Genomic DNA, 18,003 nt, shown 5'->3' with positions numbered 1-18,003 from the left:
GTTGGATCTCTGGCGTGTTAGACAAAGAGAAATGTTCTGTTACCGAATATAGTTTCTGGAAATTAGGGTTAACGCTATGCTTGTTATGGTTTTTATTGATTGGATTGTTCATGTTTATTGTTACGCGCCTAATTAAATTAGCATTGATTTCCGCTGTGTTTTTGACCATTTTTGACCTTATTGAACACGGTCATATCACTTGGGTATCACGTTTGCTAGGTATTCATTAATTTCTTTTATACTCAAGTAACCTCAAGGTGCGTGGTTCAGCGAGAATGACTTGGTTTGCAGACAAGGCAAAGATTTGAAGATCTAGTGGTTCTAAATCAAAAATCGTTAACGCAGTATGCAAACCAAGTAAACTCGCCCTTCGGGAGCGAGTCACTGGCCCGTTTGCTGCGTCAAACTACTTGGAAATAGCTCACTATTCCGCTTCGCAGTTTTCCTTGCATTCGAATCAGTGACAATGCTCTGAATCCGGCATCTTGAAGTCACTTGAGTATATTCCCGCGCTTGAAAGTAACCACCTCTAATTGTTTAACTTTTGAGCGCACACAATTCTTATTTTCCCCTCGCGTCTTGCTCAAAGTGACGTTACTGTGTGCCATTAACATTTATTTAACGGGTGGCGTATGTGGTTGAGCTCTCCGAAAATCGAGCTAGAGCAGTCGTTTTTGCAGTTTTATTTCGATTATGTCGCGCATGATCCAGTCAATGGAGAGTATTACTCGGAGTGTTTGCATGACTTCACTGGTTATGTCACTCGATTAAAGCAAGAGTCTCTCGGGATCAATTTGCGACCTGGTTATGTACCTTGCAGCCATTTTTGGTTGGTGAATCGCTGCGATGAGGTGATAGGGGTCATCCGTATTCGGCATAATATCGACAGCACTTTTCTCGCACAGGAGGCGGGACACATTGGTTACGACATTTGCCCATCGAAACGTGGACAGGGGTATGGACAAAAGATGTTGTCGTTAGCGTTAAGCGAGGTCGCCAAGTTAGGGATTAATAAGGCACTGGTTACCGCAAATAAACAAAACCAAGCTTCACGCAGAGTCATTGAGGTCAATGGTGGTCAGTTTGAAGGTTATGTGCAGAGCGAAATCTTTGATGAGTGCATAGCTCGCTATTGGATTGAAGTTACATAATTCATTTAATTGAGACTATACGGAGGTAGTCATGCATATTAAACCGGTTCATAGAGCGAGTTGCCACTGTGGTGCCGTCGAACTTAAATTAACCATGCCAAATGGTTTAGAAGATCCAAGACGATGTTCTTGCTCTATGTGTCGTAAACGAGGTGCCATCGCTGCATCTGTCTTATTAGAGAATCTCGAAGTCGTAAAAGGCGAGGATAATCTCACGCTATACCAGTTCAATACGATGACTGCAAAGCACTACTTTTGTAAAACTTGCGGTATCTACACCCATCACCAACGTCGGTCTAACCCGCATCAGTTTGCAATTAACGTTGCTTGCTTGGATGGTATTAATGCTTATGAGCTTGAACCGGTAAAAATATACGATGGTATCCACCATCCATCAGATAAATATTAGCTAGGATTGATAATGAACTTAGTCATAGGATGTGACTCGTTACTTATTGAACAATCGCATGCGATACGTCAGGAAGTGTTTGTCATCGAGCAAGATATTCCGCTCGAGCTTGATCGTGATGGCAAGGATTCTGTCTCTCAACATGCGATTCTTTATTTGAATTGTCAGCCCGTTGGTTGCGCACGCTTAACCATTTCACACCGCTGGGCAGTATTATCCCGAGTAGCGGTTCTTGATGCGTACCGAGGAGCGAAATTGGCAGATGTGTTGGTCAATGCTCTGTTGCGTTATGCTCGGCGTCAGCACGTGTATTATGTTAGCGTGCTCGTCCATCAATACCTTGCGGATTATTATAAAGAGCTGGGCTTTACCTTTGCCAAAGGTGGCGAGATGGTGGGTAAACATCAGCTAATTGAGTTAGCTATAAGCTTGGAAACACCTGCTAACGTTGTGACGGCTTAGTCCTGCATTAACATATTAAAATGCGCTAGCGAACCCTGATCTTTTCATTGGTGGTAGCCATTAGGTATATGTGTTCATAACCAATTGAAAAAGCGACATACACCAACAGCAGCGCCATGAGTTTGTTGAAGGTATTGAGTATCGAACTAGATTGCAGTTTCCTACCCAGTATTGAGCCTAAAGCGGCATAGCTTGTTGGTGCGCCTGTTGCCTAACAGTGACGATGGATAAGCTCAACCAATCGCTGCAAATCATCTTTGGCTTGTCCTTCAAGATCATGACCGATGTTAATCCTAATACAGTCATCATAAAGGTTGAGAGTTGAGAAGAGGTAACCAACGCGACAATCTAATTGCATCTGATGCGCTTCTTTCTCTAATAAATGTGTATTTAACTGAGGAATTTGAAGCCAAAGGACCAAACCACCTTGAGGATCGCTGATAGTGGCATTGCTCGGTAAGTGTTGCGCTAAGTACTCCATGTAGTCATGACGAATCTTAAGTAGCTCACTGCGCTTCTTTTTTACGTGTTTAGCGTAATGACCACTTTCAATAAAGTCGGAGAGGGCTAATTGCATTGGCGTAGGTACGCCGTAGCTACCCACCGAAAAGTGATTGAGAAACTCGGTTTGATAGCGCCCAGGTAAACACCAACCCACGCGGTAGCTTGGCGATAGACTCTTTGAAAATGAGCCACACCAGAGAATATAACCTTGGCGATCATATTGCTGCGCAGGGATGGGTTGATCTAAATAACCGAGCTCAATATAGACATCATCTTCAATAATAGGCGTCTGATAATGGTTCGCTAGCCACGCGAGTTGCTGTTTCTGTTCGGAGGACATGGTTATGCCATGTGGATTGGTGAATGAAGTACAAAACACCCCAGTTGCGATCGTTTTATCTTTGAGATGTTGTTCAAGTTGGACTAAATCGATGCCCTGATCTGTTGAAGGGATTTCAATCACCTTACGTTTCATATAGCCAAGCAATTGAATGATACCATTAAAGCAAGGGGAGCTTATCGCGACGGCATCACCTTCAACACTGCAGCACTCTATTGCTGCCTTAATCGCGGAAAGGCAGCCAGAGGTGATAACCATATCATCAGGATTAAACAAAATGCCCAGTTTTCTAAAGTGGTTGGCAAGGCTATTTCTAAGGGGGGCTTCGCCATTAATACTCGGGTAGAGATTTAGTCGATTACCCATCCGAAGAGATGCGCGCTTAAAGCTGCGTTGTAGCTCTTGAGCATCGGCAGGGTGGACTGAGGTACTGGCGACCCCCAGTGGTCCATTAAAGGGATTACGACTCGGAGGGTGTAATGTCGCCGTAGATACCTGGCTCTGAAACTTTGCCCATTTTGGTGTTGCTCTTGGATTTGACAGAGTAGAAACAAAGTAGCCGGATTTTGGGCGGGCATGAATCCAACCTTGTGAGTCGAGCTCTTGATAGCAACTGATTGCGGTTGAAAGACTGACATTATGCTGCTGTGCGAACTGTCGCAATGAAGGTAGCTTCACGCCAGCAGCGATTTTCCCTTGTTTGATGGTGGCAATTACATTATCTGCCAATTCCCTGTACTTACTCATATCCCTATCTGTACTCCTTATTTGTTAGAAAATTGTATCTGTAATGGTTTCTCTCCTCAAGGGATACTGAAGACAGACAAAAAACTCATGCAGAAAAAGGAGAGGGAGATGCAGAGCAGGGATCTATTTTTAGCGATAGTAGTCATGGTGATATGGGGGTTTAACTTTACGATGATTAAGCTGGGAGTGAGTGATGTCAATCCACTCATTGCCACAGCAGCAAGGTTTGCTCTAGCGGCAACTCCATTGGTGTTATTTATCTCAAAGCCAGACACTCACTGGCTCTATGTTGTGAGTTATGGAGTGGTATTTGGGGTTGGTGTTTGGGGTATGGCATCGTGGTCAATCGTTGCTGGTTTATCATCGGGTATGTCCTCAGTACTTTTGACGACAAATGTGATTTTGGGGATGCTAGTTGGAGTATTGGTCTTTAAAGAGTCTTTAACGCGAAGAAAGCTCATAGGTGGAGTGTTGGCGACAATAGCAGTTGGGCTATCTATCGTAACTACCAACGGAAATGTTACTTTGCTTGGGGGGTTGTTAATCATGATTTCAGCCCTAAGCTGGGTTGCCATGAGTATTATTATTAAGGTCTCGAAAACGCAAGAGCCTTTTGCTTTTAGTGTTTGGGGAATGTTGGTTGCACCGATACCACTAATTGCACTAGCCGTCAGTCTTTATAGTACCGATGTGATTTTTCAAGCTTGGCATAATTGGAGTTGGAGTACCAGTGCAGCAGTGATTTTTCAAGCCTATCCGACCTCGTTATTTGGTTATTGGGTATGGAATAAAATGCTACTTAAGTATCCGTTAAGTGTTATTTCACCGCTTCATTTACTCGTGCCATTAGCAGCGCTGATAAGTGGATATGTGGTTTATGATGAGAGTTTGAGCGTACCACAGTTGGTTTCATGCGCACTTTATCTCATTGGTATAAGCCTTATCGTCGTTGCTCCCAAGCCGTCGTCGCAACAGCCGAAAAAACAAGGGATATCTGAAGTCGTCAAACAGGCTTAGGCGAGACAATCTGTCTAAGCGACATTAACCAAGAATCCAGCGGATCAGTAGGCTAAAAAGGGCTAGCCCTAACACCGAGGCTAGCCAAATCCCCACAAACCAACTGAGTTGAACTTTGCGATTTTTCATTAGTGATACCCTTCACCATGCTTGAGCTTGCCGCGAAATACCCAATACGAGTAGGCGGTGTAGGCAATGATAAGTGGGAGCAAAAATACCGCACCGGCAAGCAAGAATTTAAGGCTGCTGTCAGGCGCAGCCGCTTGCTGATAGGTGAGTGCGAATGGAATGAGATATGGGAACGTACTAACGCCAAAACCAACCGCTGCAAGTACAAATATGCTCATGCTATAAAGGTAGGCAGCGACGGCTCTATGATCGATCAAGCTGGCAAACAGACGCCACACACATAAAGCAACAAGCGCTGGGATAACAAAATAGAGCAGCGAGGTTGGAAAACTGAACCAGCGTTCGGCAATCAACGGATTGGTCAGTGGCAGCCAGATACTCACGACGATCACGCAGCCAATCAACGCCAGCGCCCAACGCTTGGCGATGGTGTAATAACGACTGACCAAGTCAGATGGCATTTTGATAATCAGCCAGCAAGCACCAAGCAAAATATAAGCACACATTGTGGCGAGGGCACAAAATAGACTGAAAGGTGTGAGCCAATCAAACCAGCCGCCGGCATAAGCACGTCCTCCAATAGCGATTCCTTGTAGTAATGTGCCTAACATGATGCCTTGCATCAGAGTTGCAAGCAGCGACCCAAGGAAGAAAGCACTGTCCCAGAGAAACTTGCCGCGCTCGGTACGAAAGCGATACTCAAACGAGACACCACGTAAGATCAAGCCCAACAACATGAGGATCAGCGGTGCATACAGTGCGGGCATCACCACCGCGTAGGCAAGCGGAAAAACAGCAAACAGTCCTCCGCCTCCTAACACTAGCCAAGTTTCATTGCCGTCCCAGACTGGGGCGATACTGTTCATCATCAAATCGCGCTCGTTGTCACTGTGAGCACTGGGGAAAAGCACGCCAATTCCTAAATCAAAGCCATCGAGTACTACATAGATGAGCACCGCAAGTCCAATTAAGGCATACCAAATTAATGCGTAATCCATTGCCGCCTCCGGTTAAGTTAGGTGATTTGATTGAGATACAGGGGGCACTGGGGTGCCATCCGGTAGTCGACTTTCCAATGCTTCTTCATAACGGGTTGGCGACTTTCTCATTAATCGCAACAGGTAGAAGAAACCTGCGCCAAACACAATAAAGTACACGACGACAAAAGCGGTCAAAGATACGCTGACAGCTGCTGCATCAATTGGTGAGGCGGATTGCGCAGTCGTGAGTAATCCATATACAGTGTAAGGCTGACGACCGACTTCAGTCGTAATCCATCCGGCGAGCACGGCAACAAAGCCAGCGGGACCAAACAGCACACATAAGCGATGGAACCAATGGGCGTGATAGAGGGACTTTCGCTTACGAAGCAATAAGCTCGTTAAGCCCAGAGCTAACATGCCAAAACCGATAGCGACCATGACGCGGAAACTCCAGAATACAATCCCAACCGGTGGATGTTGATCATCTGGAAACGCATCGAGCCCTCTGACTTCGCCATCGAGAGAGTGGGTGAGGATTAAGCTGCCTAGTTTTGGAATTTCGATTTTATAGTCAACGGTTTTAGTTTCGTCATTAGGAATGCCAAACAGGATCAACGGTGCGCCTTTGTGGCTTTCATAATGACCTTCCATTGCTGCGACTTTGGCGGGTTGGTGTTCAAGGGTATTGAGACCATGCATGTCACCAGCGACAATTTGGAGTGGTGTCACAATTGCTGCCATCCACATCGCCATCGAAAACATGGTGCGCGCTAAAGGGTTCTGAGGCGATTTTAATAAGTGATAAGCGCCAACTGCGGCTACAACGAACGCCGTCGTCAGGTAAGCGGCTAACAGCATATGCACTAATCGATAAGGGAAAGAGGGATTGAACACCACTGCCCACCAATCCAGTGGGATGAATTGTCCAGCCTCGTTGAAGCCAAACCCTGCGGGCGTTTGCATCCAACTGTTGACTGATAAAATCCAGAAAGCAGAAAGAAACGTTCCGAATGCGACAATACAGGTGGCGGCAAAATGAAGTTTTTTGCCGACGCGATCCATACCGAACAACATGACCCCAAGAAAACCAGCTTCTAAGAAGAACGCGGTGAACACCTCATAACCCATCAAAGGACCGAGCACTGGACCTGTCTTGTCGGCAAAAACGCTCCAATTAGTGCCGAATTGATAGCTGAGCACAATGCCACTGACCACGCCCATACCAAAACTAATCGCAAAGATCTTTAACCAATATTTGTAGAGTTGCAGATATTTGGCGTCATTTGTTTTGAGCCAAAGCCCTTCAAGTACCGCCAGAAAGCTTGCAAGCCCAATAGTAAAGGCGGGAAAAATGATGTGAAAGGAGACAGTGAAAGCAAACTGAAACCGAGCTAGGTCGAGTGCAAGGGTGTCCATACGTTCCTCCAGCGCTGAATGAATCATTACATACGATTTACTAGGGAAAATGTTCAAAAATGTTTCAGGGTGTTAGTGCCCTTTTCGCACTTGGCGCTCGTATGCAGATGAGTATTAGAAGAGAAGCTAACCAACGAAGAAAACCAAAAGGAGAGTCCTATGAGTTTCCGAGATAGACTCGAAGCGATCGCACCGATATTCGAACCGGGGGGGAAGTACGAGAAGTTTTATCCTTTGTACGAGGCGGCAGCAACCATCTTTTACACTCCGGGGACAGTAAATCGCGGTCGCACTCATGTCCGCGACAGTATCGATTTGAAACGCATAATGATTATGGTGTGGTTTGCCACGTTTCCTGCAATGTTCTGGGGTATGTACAACATTGGTAACCAATCCGTTGGTGCACTGCTTGCGACCTATAGTGGGGCGGAACTGCAACAAGTGATCGACGCAAGTTGGCGTGTGTCATTCGTATTTGGTAGCGAGCAAGCCTTACAAACCAGTAGTTGGATCGGCAAGATGCTGCTTGGCGCTTGTTATTTTGTGCCAATTTATGCCACTGTCTTTGTTGTCGGTGGATTCTGGGAAGTGCTGTTTGCCATCGTTCGTAAGCATGAGGTTAACGAGGGGTTCTTTGTCAGTTCAGTCCTGTTTGCTTTGATTCTACCTCCAACACTACCGCTGTGGCAGGCGGCTTTGGGTATCACATTTGGTATTGTGGTTGCCAAAGAGATTTTCGGTGGCACAGGACGCAACTTTCTTAACCCCGCATTGGCTGGTCGAGCCTTTCTCTATTTCGCTTACCCAGCCAATATGTCGGGTGGTTTAGTTTGGGTTGCTGCCGACGGTTATTCAGGAGCGACACCGCTCAGTCAATGGTATGAGAGTGGGCTATCGGGCTTAGTCAATAATACGACAGGGCAGGCATTAGCGTGGAGCGACGCATTTCTTGGCAATTTACCCGGTTCAATGGGTGAAGGTTCCACACTATTCATCATGCTATCCGGTTTAATACTCATCGGAATGCGAATTGCCTCTTGGCGAATTGTTACAGGGGTAATTGTCGGCTTAGCAGCGACTTCAACGTTGCTTAATTTAGTCGGCTCTGATACTAACCCTATGTTCTCGATGCCGTTCTATTGGCACTTTGTGCTGGGCGGTGTGGCATTCGGTACCTTCTTCATGGCGACGGACCCCGTCTCTGCTGCGTTTACGAACAAAGGCAAATGGGCTTACGGTATATTAATCGGTGTGATGACGATTGGTATTCGAGTGCTCAATCCAGCCTATCCGGAAGGAATCATGTTGGCTATCTTGTTTGCTAACTTATTTGCTCCGCTGTTTGATTTTATGGTCAAAGAGGGCAACGCTAAACGTCGGAAGAAGCGTTTTGCGAGTTAAGAACAAGCGGGATTTACCCAGTAAATTATGCAGCGTATGTGGCAGACCGTTTGCTTGGCGTAAAAAATGGCAAGCTTGCTGGGAGGAGGTGAAATACTGCTCCCAGCGTTGTCGTCGGTCTCGGGTTAAATAGCGATTTTTAGGCAGCGTTTCGGCGCAGAGCGTTTGGATGGGACACTTTTCAGATAGTGATTACTCAAGAGGGTGTTACCAAATAATCGTACTGCCGTCGTAGGCGAGAAAACTGCCGGAATCGTCCTTTGGCGTGCTAGCGATTAAATCGATCAGCTTCTCGGCGACAAACTCAGCGCTGAAAAGCTTGCCTTGAGGTACATTGGTTTGAAAGGGCTCAGAGAGTGGGGTGTCTGTTGTTCCGGGATGGAGTGCGAGTACACACGCTTTAGGCAGGGTTCTACTCCACTCGACACTGATGCTTTTGACTACCATATTTAGGGCAGCCTTGGAGCTACGATAACTGTACCACCCCCCTAATTTATTGTCCGAAATACTACCGACACGGGCAGAGATGGCAGCCAGTTTTGGCGACATGCTGGGCTTGAGGTTGGCGCCAAAGTGTTTCGCGAGCAGCAGCGTGGGAAGGGTATTGGTTGCTAAGCTTGTCATGAACCAATCTGGCTCGATGGATTTTAAGTTCTTTTCAGGCTGGTGGTTAGCATCGTGTAGGATGCCGACGCAGTTAATTATCCAATCTAAACTGCCAATGGTTGCGCTCAATGACAAAAGCTGTGACTCATTAGTGACATCGAGTTGATGCCATTCAAGGTCGGGAGCTTGCCAGTCAGGATGATGATTATGGTAGGTGGCAACGATCTGATTATCTGTGTGTTGCGCCAGTCTTTTCACTATTGCCAACCCAATGCCACCGCTGCCGCCTAATATTAGTATTTTCATTGCTCACCTCGCTATATCCTATAAGCAACTTACGAAGTTATACTGCAATTAGCTCAAACAAAAAGAGCCCAATGTGATTGAGCTCTTTCTATTAGGTCTTTTGCGACAAGAGGTTTATTTGTCTAGTTTTTCACCTAGGACATCTTCAAGACGTGCTTTCCAAATTGCTAACGCAAGCGCAGGTGTGCGCAGTACTTGTGGAGTTGGGATCCACTTGTGTTTGATCTTCGAGAAAACATCAAAGCGCTCTGCATTGCCCGCCATTGCTTCAGCAACCACTTTACCAGCAATATTGGTTAGACCCACACCGTGACCAGTGTAGCCATGCGCGACGTAAACATCGTTTCCTAGGTGGTCAATTTGTGGCATGTATTCGCGGGTTACGGTGAACAGACCACCCCAGTGGTATTCCATTTTAACGTCATCAAGCTGTGGGAATACTTTCACCATGCGTTGACGTAGGCGTTCCATTGAATCTTTGTATTCAAGGTTAAATGGGTGGTTAACACCACCAAACAAGATGCGTCCGTCAGGCGTTGGGCGCATGTAGTCGAGACTGTTTTTAATGTCAGAGATAGCCATCATGTTAGTGATAGGTTGGCGGTCGCCAAGTTGTTCAGTCACGGCAATGTAGGAAGCGACAGGTAGCACGACACTCTGTGCTTTGCGGTTTAAACCATCAAGGTATGCATTACAAGCAAGTAGGATAAATTTCGATTTAACACGACCTTTCGGTGTAATTACCGTGTGTGGCTTACCTTTTTGCAGTTTAACTGCTGGGGTGTGCTCGAATACTTGCGCGCCAAGATCAATCGCCGCTTTCGCCAAGCCTAGCGTGTAGTTTAGAGGGTGCATATGTGCACTGTTGGTATCGTGTAAGCCGCCCAAGTAGCGCTCGGTATTGGCAACTTGGTTGATCTTCTCTTTATCCCACCATGACGCGCTTGGGTAATTGTAGTGACCTTGTTTTAGCTCATGCCATGATTTCAGCTCTTTTTCGTGTGCTTTGGTTAGCGCAACTTCGATATAACCTTGTTGGAAATCACAGTCGATATTGAACTCTTTTACGCGATCACGCGCAATGTCGATAGCCTCAACAGACAAGTCCCAAAGCTCTTTGCCCCACTTGTTACCGTAGGTTTCATCAACCTCACGTAGACCTAGGCAATAACCCACCAAACATTGACCGCCATTACGACCCGACCCCCCCCATGCAAGGCGCTTTGATTCTAGAACCGCGACAGTGTAGCCACGCTGACGAAGTTCAATCGCAGCGTTAAGACCTGTCATACCGCCGCCAACAATACACACGTCAACATCGATATCTTGTGTTAACTCTGGTTGCAGGGGCAGTGGATTAATCGTTGCTTGGTAGTAGCTATCGATATATTCGTTTTGAACCGACATTTAATAAACTCCGTAGGGTAATAGGATAATAGTTCACAAAACCAGTAAAAAACTGATGAAAAAAATATTTTCTCATGTTTCCATATGCGCGGCAAGTGACTGATTGTTCTGTAAAAACAGCAATTGTTCGTTTGTTAGTAGTGATGAGTTGATAAAGTTAATTCATCTTTAAGAAATTATTTTCATAGAGTTTTGTATAAAAATGAAAAAGCAACAGTTTATTACTGGTTTAATGATCGCTTCTTGCAGTGTTTCTGCGTTCAGTGTGACCGCGGGTGAGCGCATGCTGAACGTATACAACTGGGCTGAATATCTACCAGTGGACGTAATTAAAGCGTTTGAAAAAGAGTATGACGTGACCGTCAACTACTCAACTTTCGAAAACAATGAAGCCATGTACACCAAGTTAAAGCTACTCGATAGCAAAGGGTACGATGTAGCATTCGCCTCAACTTATATCATCGCAAAGATGGGTAGAGAGGGAATGTTGGCGGAAATCGATAAAGCTCAGCTTTCTCACCTTAAAGATGTGACTCCAAGTCTACTCAATCAATCATTTGATCCCAAAAACCAATACTCAGTCCCATACGTTTGGGGTGTGACGGGTATTGCCTATAATGGGGACTACTACCAAGCAAGCGACGTACAGAGCTGGAGCGACCTGTGGAACGAGGAGTTCCGTCAGCAAGTGATGCTATTAGATGATGTACGTGATGTATTTGGTATGGCGCTAAAATCTTTGGGCTATAGCATCAACTCCACTAACGAAAATGAAATCAAACGGGCGTACCAACGCTTGCGCGAACTAAAACCAAACGTAGTGGTGTATAACTCAGATGCGCCTCAAGTCCCTTTTGTGACTGGTGAAGTCACCGCGGGTATGCAGTGGAATGGTAATGCCTATTTAGGGCGTGAAGAACTGCCAGAACTGGGTTTCGTCTACCCACAAGAGGGGGCGATTTTATGGATGGACAACTTTGTGATTCCTAAAGGTTCTGCGCACAAAGAACTTGCCCATCAGTTCATCAACTTTATCCTGCGTCCAGAAAACCAAGCTGAAATCGTTAAAACGTTAGGCTATCAAGCGCCAAGCAAAGCGGCAAAACAACATCTACCAGTGGAAATGCAAAATGATCCGCTGATCTTCCCTGATGACGCTTTGATCTCGAATGGTGAATTTACCAATGATATCGGCACATTTGCCGAGGTTTACCAGAAGTACTGGCAAAAACTTAAGAGCTAATTTGCTACTTAAGAGTGAATCATTATTGAAGCCCCGCATTGTCGGGGCTTTTATGTGGTTGAAATAGAGCACCTGCTTATTCAAGTTGGCTAAATACATAGCATGCTGCGGATGCTCTGGTAACTTTGTTCGAGGCTAGAGAGCGAGCCTAGAGCCAAGACATCTAAAGGCTTGCGTCGGGCAAAAAACAGAGTATTACTGGTATGAGTCATAAAATATTGGCGCTTTTTTCTGTCGGGAAATAGCAACTGTAAACATTCGTCGATCGATTCAATCATACGTTGGCGTCGGTTTAACTCGAATGACTTGTCGTCTTCTGTATCCACACCACTTGCCAAAATGGCATCGATCTGTATTTGTGTAGCACCCCAACTTTTCAACGTTTCTACCGATTGGTTATATTTAACGTTCATATCGTACCTCTGTTTGACACGAAATATTTAGTATTGCCCGATGTGAATTGCCGGTTCAGAAAAAATATTTTTTAGTCGCTGCGCATAGATGTCTAGATCATTAATACGTTCTTGTTCGGTTTTTCTCGCTGGACCGTACACTGCATGCGGAGCAAGCACAGAAAAACCGTTGAACTCTAGAATACCTCTATGGATAGGGCGTAAGATGCCATTGAGATCACCGTTCCAACCATCTATGATATACGCTTCTTCGGGACCACCCATAGTAACGCTTAGCATGGCTTTTTTACCTTGGTAAACCCCATCTTGGTAGAATCGACCACCCCCATAAGTTCTGCCCATAGCGAACACGCGATCAACCCAGCCTTTTAACATTGCAGGCATCCCGAACCACCAAAGTGGGAATTGGAAAATGACTAAATCACACCATTCAAGTTTTTGGATTTCAGCTTCGATTTCTGGTGAAAAACCTTGGTGCTCTGTCGCATGCATTTCCTCTAATTGCTGTTTGAAAAAGTCAGCATCATTAGTGGTAGTAAAGTTGTGTCTGCCTGACACTGGATCAAATTGCATTTGATGTAGGTTAGAGGTTTTGACTTGATGACCTTCAGCTTCAAGGACTTCAACCGCTTTGCTAAACATTGCGCCATTAAAACTCTTTGGTTCTGGGTGCCAATATACGACAAGTACGTTCATGCTTTTCTCTCCGTGGGTGGCAAGGTTTGCCTTTTGGGTAATGTTTTCGATATCGCTAAGTATTGAATATATTTTTATTAACCTGTAGCTTGTTATTGGTTACTTTTAAGATGAGTAAAAGTTTATGAAATCACTTCCCAGCCAACTACCAATCTTTATTCAAGTTGCTAAACAGGGCAGTTTTGCCAAAGCAGCACGTATTCTTGGCATCTCAGCTCCAGCGGTAAGCAAAGCAATTACAAAATTGGAACATGAGTGGCAGGTGAAATTATTTTTTCGCTCATCGCATTCACTAAGCTTAACTCAAATAGGTCAGCAACTTTTTGATGAGTTGATGCCCTCGATGAGTGCAATTCAAAACACGATAGAACAGATATCCGATACTTCCGAGAGAGTAGCTGGTACAGTGAAAGTCAACCTCCCTGCCAGTTCTATTGGACGAGAGCATATTCTTCCGTTGATATTGGAGTTTATTGAGCGGTATCCGCAGATTAACTGCGACTTACACTTTGATGATAGAAACGTTGATTTAGTCGAAAACAGTTTTGACTTGGGCATTGGCACGGCGATTAACCAAGATTCCCGCTTGATAGCGCGTCCTTTGATAAAACAAAATATTGGTATCTATGCTGCTCCAAGCTATTTGACTCGATACGGTACTCCTCTATCACCAGAGGAGCTGATTCAACATCGTTGCATTCCAGTGCGCTCGTTAACCACGGGGCGGTTTCATCACTGGCGGCTTAAACAAGGTAATGTGGCGACACTGTATGAGCCGCAGGGACAACTTGTAGTCAATAATTTCGCGGCGGCGAAACAGGCGGCAGTGGCTGGTGCTGGCATTGTGATGTTAGGAAGTTGGATGTTTAAGCAAGAAGTCGAGCAGGGCACAATGACGCCTATATTAGAGCCATATTGGGGAGAGCCAGTCACTATTTGGGTCTATTATGCCTCAAGGGATTATTTACCGACTCGAGTGCGTCTACTTATCGATTATTTGGTCGAGAACATAGAGCGAGTTGCGGTTTAAATCGATTAATTTTACGCAGTCTACCACTTTTCGTTATGCCATCGAAAAGCTAGATAAGACGACTAAAATCCAATTAATGTCTTTGAGCTGATGTTGAAGCAGAACAATGGAACCAAGTTCTATTATTGAGGTTTATTTGTGATTTTTTGCCCAAATTTGTCGTAGTTAATAAGGTTTTTTATATTTAAAAACATTCATTAAATTAATTGGTTAGGAAAGAAGTTTTAATATTTTGAAATATAAATGTACAAAAATGTGACATTGAGCCATGGAATGATTTTTGCTTTCTCTATTGTCTCGAGTTATAAGTGCTTGAACAGTATATTCATCGGTAAATAGGTTGGTAGTTCGGTTTTAATCCTATTTGGCTGCGGTCTTAAGTGAGTTAATGCTGCATTTGACCGCTCTGTCGTAATACCGTTGATGAGTATCGCAATGATTAAAAAAGCCCTTTTAGCCAGCGCCATTGGTGCGTTGCTTCCTGTTCAGAGTGTGATGGCAGGAGAAGATATTCGCATCACCATGATGCAAGAGATGGCAAAAAAAATTGAAGCCCGTGTTAATCAGGTCAATCAGTTGGCGCAAAATCCTGATAATTGGGAAGAACGTAATGGTCGACGTTTTCTGCGTTTTGGTGAATACCTTTACCCTATGTCGCCTGACAATAACCCACTTTTTCTCCCTTTTGTTTTAGGCTCTTCTTATGAAGAAAACATCGCTTACGCAGACCGTTCTGCAGAAGCGATGTTTGACTTTGTAAAATCGCCTTGGCGCTTGGTGAATGAACAAGATGGTGTTTATGTCTACCACGATCAGTTTGGTCAGAACTATCTAGAATGGCTAGATAACGATAAGCGTTGCAGTGTTCGCTATCTTGCAGGTAGCGGTATGAAGCTCGCTAGCCAAGATTGTTTGCCTTTTGATCAAAAACATACTGAAGCGATTGGTTTCGTTGATGATTTGGATGTGACCAACCACCTAGCCGGCACTTTTTCCGCGCAGATTCGCTTTGTACAAAACCAAACTTCTGAGCCTTTTGGCAATGCAGATAAGTCGCAACAAAAACTGGTTACACATCGTGAAGCGCTTTTAGTTGTTACGCCTGAAAAAAATGTCGTTGATGAGAAAGGCGTTTGGTTGAGTATCTATAAAGATGGCGAACTACTAGAGAGACGAGTACTAAATAACCCGACTCAATTACTCAATGCAGACCGTACAGAAGAAGATGAACGCCCGGATATTCTGTTTTCTAAACGTTCTTACTCAACCGTTCTTCCTTGGCATTACATTGAAAAAGGTTTGAGCCTACGTTTTGAAACTTACGATATGCGCGAAGGGGAGTTGGCAGCCGACAGTATCGAGTTTGGCGCGCCAGTCCATGTCGAGATGCCAATGGTACGTATCGGTATGTTAACTGAGCCGCCAGCGGCGAAAGAGCTTGAGACCAAGATGGCAAACTATGGTGCAGAATTGTTCCAACGTTTCCCTATGGCTTCTATGACGATTAGCCCATACCTGCCAGTTAAACTAGATAAGGTCGTCACTGCCTATGGTGAAGTGGAAGAAGAGTACAGCCAATTCGATGCGCCGGACGTTTATTCTGGCGATATGCGTGAGAACATTACCAAATCACTGATCCAAACCGGTATTAACAACGCCAACTATGGTGTAACCAGTTCTGCGGGGACTCATCAATGGCAGCCGGGCTACTTCCCTAGTGTTGTGATCGGTCACTCTATCGGTCGTTACTTGGATAAGAAAGGCAATGTGGTTGATGTAACGCATGGGTTGTCTGGCGGTAATGGTATGGTGCTACTTACCGGTGCAAAGGGCAATGAGGTGACACATGAAATTGGTCATGCCTTTAGCTTATGGCACTGGCCAGGTGGCCCTGACGTTTATTACCACAGTACAACAAGTGGCTGGGGCTATGATGCATACCGCGGTCGTATGGCTGACAATATGGTGTGGTATAACCGTGGTTATGATGATCGCGACTTCAAAGGTTTAGTTGGTTATCAGAAAGATCCAATGGCAGGGGGTAACTTTGATTCAAGCGCAAGCAGCTACCCGTTATTTACCGGCTATACATCCAAAGTGATGCAAGATTACCTGACAGGCTTTGACTTGCTAGATATGGAAAGCAGCACTGGTTACGCTCATTGGGATGAAAGTTCTCAGACCATGCAAGCGGTAGATCAAACCAACAAACTAAAACCACGTTTGACCGATGTTGATGTTATGACCATGGTCGGATATTACGATCCAACTCAGCAAAACTTAAGCTACGTTTACCCAGCAATGTATGGAGCAGCCGGTAAAGTTTATGAGTTACCACAGCCAGAAGTGGGTCAGTGTTGGGCTGAAGTACGTTACGCTGATGGCAATGTCAAGAATATCGGTCTCGAGGGTCGTCGTTTAGATGGCAATATGAGTAATAAATTCCACATCAACTTGGCGCGCTCTGAGAATCCGCAAGGCATGAGTATTTTCTGTCCAGAACGTTTACTAGAAGATGTGGTTCGCGAAGCGATTTTGGTGGAAATTGGTCAAGAACGTTTCTACGATTGGGGTGAAAACAACCGTGTTGGTACACCGGGCGATGTATTCCATTACCACCGCAACGGTCGTATTGAACTGTTTGCAATGAAACGCACCAGCTACTGGTACTTCCCAGGAAGCGGCGACTCAAACAACGATTGGCAGTTTGTTGGCTACTTCGATGAAATGGTTGAAGATTACGTTGCAACCGAGCAACCAAACCATAACGAATTTGGTCAGGTTGAGCTGACTTCTCGTCAATTTGAGCAGAATAGTGAATACCCACAACGTGCGGTGACGTTTGGTAAAGACTCGGATGGTTATGCACGTGGTGTGGAAGATACGCTGACGTTTTCTGAAATTTCAGAGCTGCAGAATGTGGATTTCAGCAGCGTGCAAGAGTTTGAAACTAAGTTACTTTCACTAAGCCAATACAAATTGTTTGGTCAGAATCTCGCTATCCAGTCGGGTAAGGAGGTTAAACAACGTTTTGTCGGCGCTTTGTATGCGTTTAGCAATCCAGAAACAGGCACGCGCGATTACTTCATGATGAAGCAAGCAGCCGCCGCTGAGTTGCCAACAAATCAGACTTCGAATCAAGATTGGAAGTACTTAGGTAGTGTAGAGAGTTATGTAAACTTTGCGCTTAATCCAATGCGTATTGACCGTAAAGTGAAAGATCACGCAGCGCGATTGGTTGAGTACTATGGTGTCGAAAACATTTTGAGTGCTGATCAAGCAGGAACAACGACCCAAGCTTACTTGTTGTTCGAAACGCAGCTAAAAGATGGTCAGCAAGCATACTTCTTACAAAAACAAGAAGGTAATGATGTTGCGATGCCAACGGAAGCGTATTCAGATGCTCATTGGCACTTTGTCGGTAGCGAGCAAAGCTTGAATGAGCAGTTAACAGCATGGCGAGACCGAGATCAGTTTGAGCAAGATACAGCGAATTGGTACCAGCAAGATACAATCGGTGTATATGGTGATAAAGGTCGAGTAGGTGATGTGTTCATGTACGATTTTCATGATGGTAAGCGTCATTACTATCAACTGAAAACGGATGGATACGGTTACTTCCCATGGCCGGATAAACCAAACATGGATGATTGGAGCAACCATAACTGGCAATACTTAACGTCGTTTTAAGTAGTAGTTTGAAGCAAGCCCTCGCACTGAGCGAGGGCTGCTGATTAAAATCG

At 45.1% G+C, this 18,003-nt stretch carries 17 protein-coding genes; 9 read left to right on the top strand and 8 right to left on the bottom strand.

Annotation, left to right across the window (positions count from 1 at the left end; all coding sequences use genetic code 11):
- The first annotated feature begins 632 nt into the window (after positions 1 to 632).
- From IRQ95_RS19195 to IRQ95_RS19185, 3 genes are read left to right on the top strand one after another with little or no spacing between them, the layout of a single operon-like run.
- Positions 633 to 1,151: a GNAT family N-acetyltransferase gene (locus IRQ95_RS19195; protein WP_194438946.1), complete on the top strand. Its 519-nt coding sequence runs from the start codon at positions 633 to 635 to the stop codon at positions 1,149 to 1,151.
- 31 nt (positions 1,152 to 1,182) lie between these two features.
- Complete coding sequence (locus IRQ95_RS19190) at positions 1,183 to 1,560, top strand: GFA family protein (RefSeq protein WP_194438944.1); 378 nt, start codon at positions 1,183 to 1,185, stop codon at positions 1,558 to 1,560.
- A gap of 12 nt (positions 1,561 to 1,572) precedes the next feature.
- A complete protein-coding gene (locus IRQ95_RS19185; protein WP_194438941.1) occupies positions 1,573 to 2,022 on the top strand; it encodes a GNAT family N-acetyltransferase in 450 nt (149 codons plus the stop codon).
- A gap of 211 nt (positions 2,023 to 2,233) precedes the next feature.
- Here the strand turns inward: IRQ95_RS19185 and IRQ95_RS19180 are convergent, their stop codons facing one another.
- Positions 2,234 to 3,613, bottom strand: a complete 1,380-nt coding sequence (locus IRQ95_RS19180; RefSeq protein ID WP_194438939.1) for an aminotransferase-like domain-containing protein — start codon at positions 3,611 to 3,613, stop codon at positions 2,234 to 2,236.
- Positions 3,614 to 3,721: 108 nt separating this feature from the next.
- Between IRQ95_RS19180 and IRQ95_RS19175 the strand changes: the two genes are divergently transcribed.
- Entirely contained in the window at positions 3,722 to 4,630 is a 909-nt protein-coding gene (locus IRQ95_RS19175; protein ID WP_194438937.1) for a DMT family transporter, read from the top strand.
- Between the two features lie 24 nt (positions 4,631 to 4,654).
- On the opposite strand, the gene IRQ95_RS19170 is transcribed toward IRQ95_RS19175, so the two are convergent.
- From IRQ95_RS19170 to IRQ95_RS19160, 3 genes are read right to left on the bottom strand one after another with little or no spacing between them, the layout of a single operon-like run.
- Positions 4,655 to 4,759, bottom strand: a complete 105-nt coding sequence (locus tag IRQ95_RS19170) for a DUF2474 family protein (RefSeq protein ID WP_075652328.1) — start codon at positions 4,757 to 4,759, stop codon at positions 4,655 to 4,657.
- Complete coding sequence (gene cydB / locus IRQ95_RS19165; protein ID WP_194438935.1) at positions 4,759 to 5,757, bottom strand: cytochrome d ubiquinol oxidase subunit II; 999 nt, start codon at positions 5,755 to 5,757, stop codon at positions 4,759 to 4,761. The genes IRQ95_RS19170 and cydB overlap by 1 nt, the downstream gene beginning before the upstream one ends.
- Positions 5,758 to 5,769: 12 nt before the next feature.
- On the bottom strand, positions 5,770 to 7,158 hold the full coding sequence (locus tag IRQ95_RS19160; protein WP_194438933.1) for a cytochrome ubiquinol oxidase subunit I: 1,389 nt from the start codon (positions 7,156 to 7,158) through the stop codon (positions 5,770 to 5,772).
- Positions 7,159 to 7,317: 159 nt separating this feature from the next.
- Here IRQ95_RS19160 and IRQ95_RS19155 point away from each other — a divergent pair, with 159 nt between their 5' ends.
- Positions 7,318 to 8,559 (top strand): NADH:ubiquinone reductase (Na(+)-transporting) subunit B, encoded by a 1,242-nt coding sequence (locus IRQ95_RS19155; RefSeq protein ID WP_194438931.1) that lies wholly within the window; start codon positions 7,318 to 7,320, stop codon positions 8,557 to 8,559.
- Complete coding sequence (locus IRQ95_RS19150) at positions 8,549 to 8,692, top strand: DUF2256 domain-containing protein (protein ID WP_075652324.1); 144 nt, start codon at positions 8,549 to 8,551, stop codon at positions 8,690 to 8,692. Before IRQ95_RS19155 ends, IRQ95_RS19150 begins: the two co-directional genes overlap by 11 nt.
- Before the next feature lie 74 nt (positions 8,693 to 8,766).
- Here the strand turns inward: IRQ95_RS19150 and IRQ95_RS19145 are convergent, their stop codons facing one another.
- The gene (locus tag IRQ95_RS19145; RefSeq protein ID WP_194438929.1) at positions 8,767 to 9,471 is read right to left on the bottom strand and encodes an SDR family oxidoreductase; all 705 of its coding nucleotides are present in this window, start codon (positions 9,469 to 9,471) and stop codon (positions 8,767 to 8,769) included.
- Between the two features lie 114 nt (positions 9,472 to 9,585).
- On the bottom strand, positions 9,586 to 10,878 hold the full coding sequence (locus IRQ95_RS19140) for an NAD(P)/FAD-dependent oxidoreductase (RefSeq protein WP_194438927.1): 1,293 nt from the start codon (positions 10,876 to 10,878) through the stop codon (positions 9,586 to 9,588).
- Between the two features lie 202 nt (positions 10,879 to 11,080).
- Between IRQ95_RS19140 and IRQ95_RS19135 the strand changes: the two genes are divergently transcribed.
- The gene (locus IRQ95_RS19135) at positions 11,081 to 12,121 is read left to right on the top strand and encodes an ABC transporter substrate-binding protein (RefSeq protein WP_194438925.1); all 1,041 of its coding nucleotides are present in this window, start codon (positions 11,081 to 11,083) and stop codon (positions 12,119 to 12,121) included.
- Positions 12,122 to 12,210: 89 nt separating this feature from the next.
- Here IRQ95_RS19135 and IRQ95_RS19130 read toward each other — a convergent pair whose 3' ends face one another.
- Entirely contained in the window at positions 12,211 to 12,534 is a 324-nt protein-coding gene (locus IRQ95_RS19130) for a hypothetical protein (RefSeq protein WP_194438923.1), read from the bottom strand.
- Between the two features lie 27 nt (positions 12,535 to 12,561).
- Positions 12,562 to 13,230, bottom strand: a complete 669-nt coding sequence (locus IRQ95_RS19125; protein WP_194438921.1) for an NAD(P)H-dependent oxidoreductase — start codon at positions 13,228 to 13,230, stop codon at positions 12,562 to 12,564.
- Between the two features lie 124 nt (positions 13,231 to 13,354).
- Here IRQ95_RS19125 and IRQ95_RS19120 point away from each other — a divergent pair, with 124 nt between their 5' ends.
- Positions 13,355 to 14,260, top strand: coding sequence for a LysR family transcriptional regulator (locus tag IRQ95_RS19120; RefSeq protein WP_194438919.1), 906 nt, complete (start codon positions 13,355 to 13,357; stop codon positions 14,258 to 14,260).
- 435 nt (positions 14,261 to 14,695) lie between these two features.
- Positions 14,696 to 17,950 (top strand): M66 family metalloprotease, encoded by a 3,255-nt coding sequence (locus IRQ95_RS19115; RefSeq protein ID WP_194438917.1) that lies wholly within the window; start codon positions 14,696 to 14,698, stop codon positions 17,948 to 17,950.
- Positions 17,951 to 18,003: the final 53 nt, after the last annotated feature.

It is taken from the genome of Vibrio fluminensis (assembly GCF_015278125.1).
In the GTDB taxonomy this organism is placed as follows: domain Bacteria; phylum Pseudomonadota; class Gammaproteobacteria; order Enterobacterales; family Vibrionaceae; genus Vibrio; species Vibrio fluminensis.
Note: the sequence above shows the minus strand (reverse complement) of the source record. Positions and strands in the feature narration are given on the sequence as shown.

What these genes read in the sequence shown, in the direction of transcription:
- IRQ95_RS19195 (WP_194438946.1), top strand. Translation starts at nt 633, where the DNA reads ATGTGGTTGAGCTCTCCGAAAATCGAGCTAGAGCAGTCGTTTTTGCAG.
- IRQ95_RS19190 (WP_194438944.1), top strand. Translation starts at nt 1,183, where the DNA reads ATGCATATTAAACCGGTTCATAGAGCGAGTTGCCACTGTGGTGCCGTC.
- IRQ95_RS19185 (WP_194438941.1), top strand. Translation starts at nt 1,573, where the DNA reads ATGAACTTAGTCATAGGATGTGACTCGTTACTTATTGAACAATCGCAT.
- IRQ95_RS19180 (WP_194438939.1), bottom strand. Translation starts at nt 3,613, where the DNA reads ATGAGTAAGTACAGGGAATTGGCAGATAATGTAATTGCCACCATCAAA.
- IRQ95_RS19175 (WP_194438937.1), top strand. Translation starts at nt 3,722, where the DNA reads ATGCAGAGCAGGGATCTATTTTTAGCGATAGTAGTCATGGTGATATGG.
- IRQ95_RS19170 (WP_075652328.1), bottom strand. Translation starts at nt 4,759, where the DNA reads ATGAAAAATCGCAAAGTTCAACTCAGTTGGTTTGTGGGGATTTGGCTA.
- cydB (WP_194438935.1), bottom strand. Translation starts at nt 5,757, where the DNA reads ATGGATTACGCATTAATTTGGTATGCCTTAATTGGACTTGCGGTGCTC.
- IRQ95_RS19160 (WP_194438933.1), bottom strand. Translation starts at nt 7,158, where the DNA reads ATGGACACCCTTGCACTCGACCTAGCTCGGTTTCAGTTTGCTTTCACT.
- IRQ95_RS19155 (WP_194438931.1), top strand. Translation starts at nt 7,318, where the DNA reads ATGAGTTTCCGAGATAGACTCGAAGCGATCGCACCGATATTCGAACCG.
- IRQ95_RS19145 (WP_194438929.1), bottom strand. Translation starts at nt 9,471, where the DNA reads ATGAAAATACTAATATTAGGCGGCAGCGGTGGCATTGGGTTGGCAATA.
- IRQ95_RS19140 (WP_194438927.1), bottom strand. Translation starts at nt 10,878, where the DNA reads ATGTCGGTTCAAAACGAATATATCGATAGCTACTACCAAGCAACGATT.
- IRQ95_RS19135 (WP_194438925.1), top strand. Translation starts at nt 11,081, where the DNA reads ATGAAAAAGCAACAGTTTATTACTGGTTTAATGATCGCTTCTTGCAGT.
- IRQ95_RS19130 (WP_194438923.1), bottom strand. Translation starts at nt 12,534, where the DNA reads ATGAACGTTAAATATAACCAATCGGTAGAAACGTTGAAAAGTTGGGGT.
- IRQ95_RS19125 (WP_194438921.1), bottom strand. Translation starts at nt 13,230, where the DNA reads ATGAACGTACTTGTCGTATATTGGCACCCAGAACCAAAGAGTTTTAAT.
- IRQ95_RS19120 (WP_194438919.1), top strand. Translation starts at nt 13,355, where the DNA reads ATGAAATCACTTCCCAGCCAACTACCAATCTTTATTCAAGTTGCTAAA.
- IRQ95_RS19115 (WP_194438917.1), top strand. Translation starts at nt 14,696, where the DNA reads ATGATTAAAAAAGCCCTTTTAGCCAGCGCCATTGGTGCGTTGCTTCCT.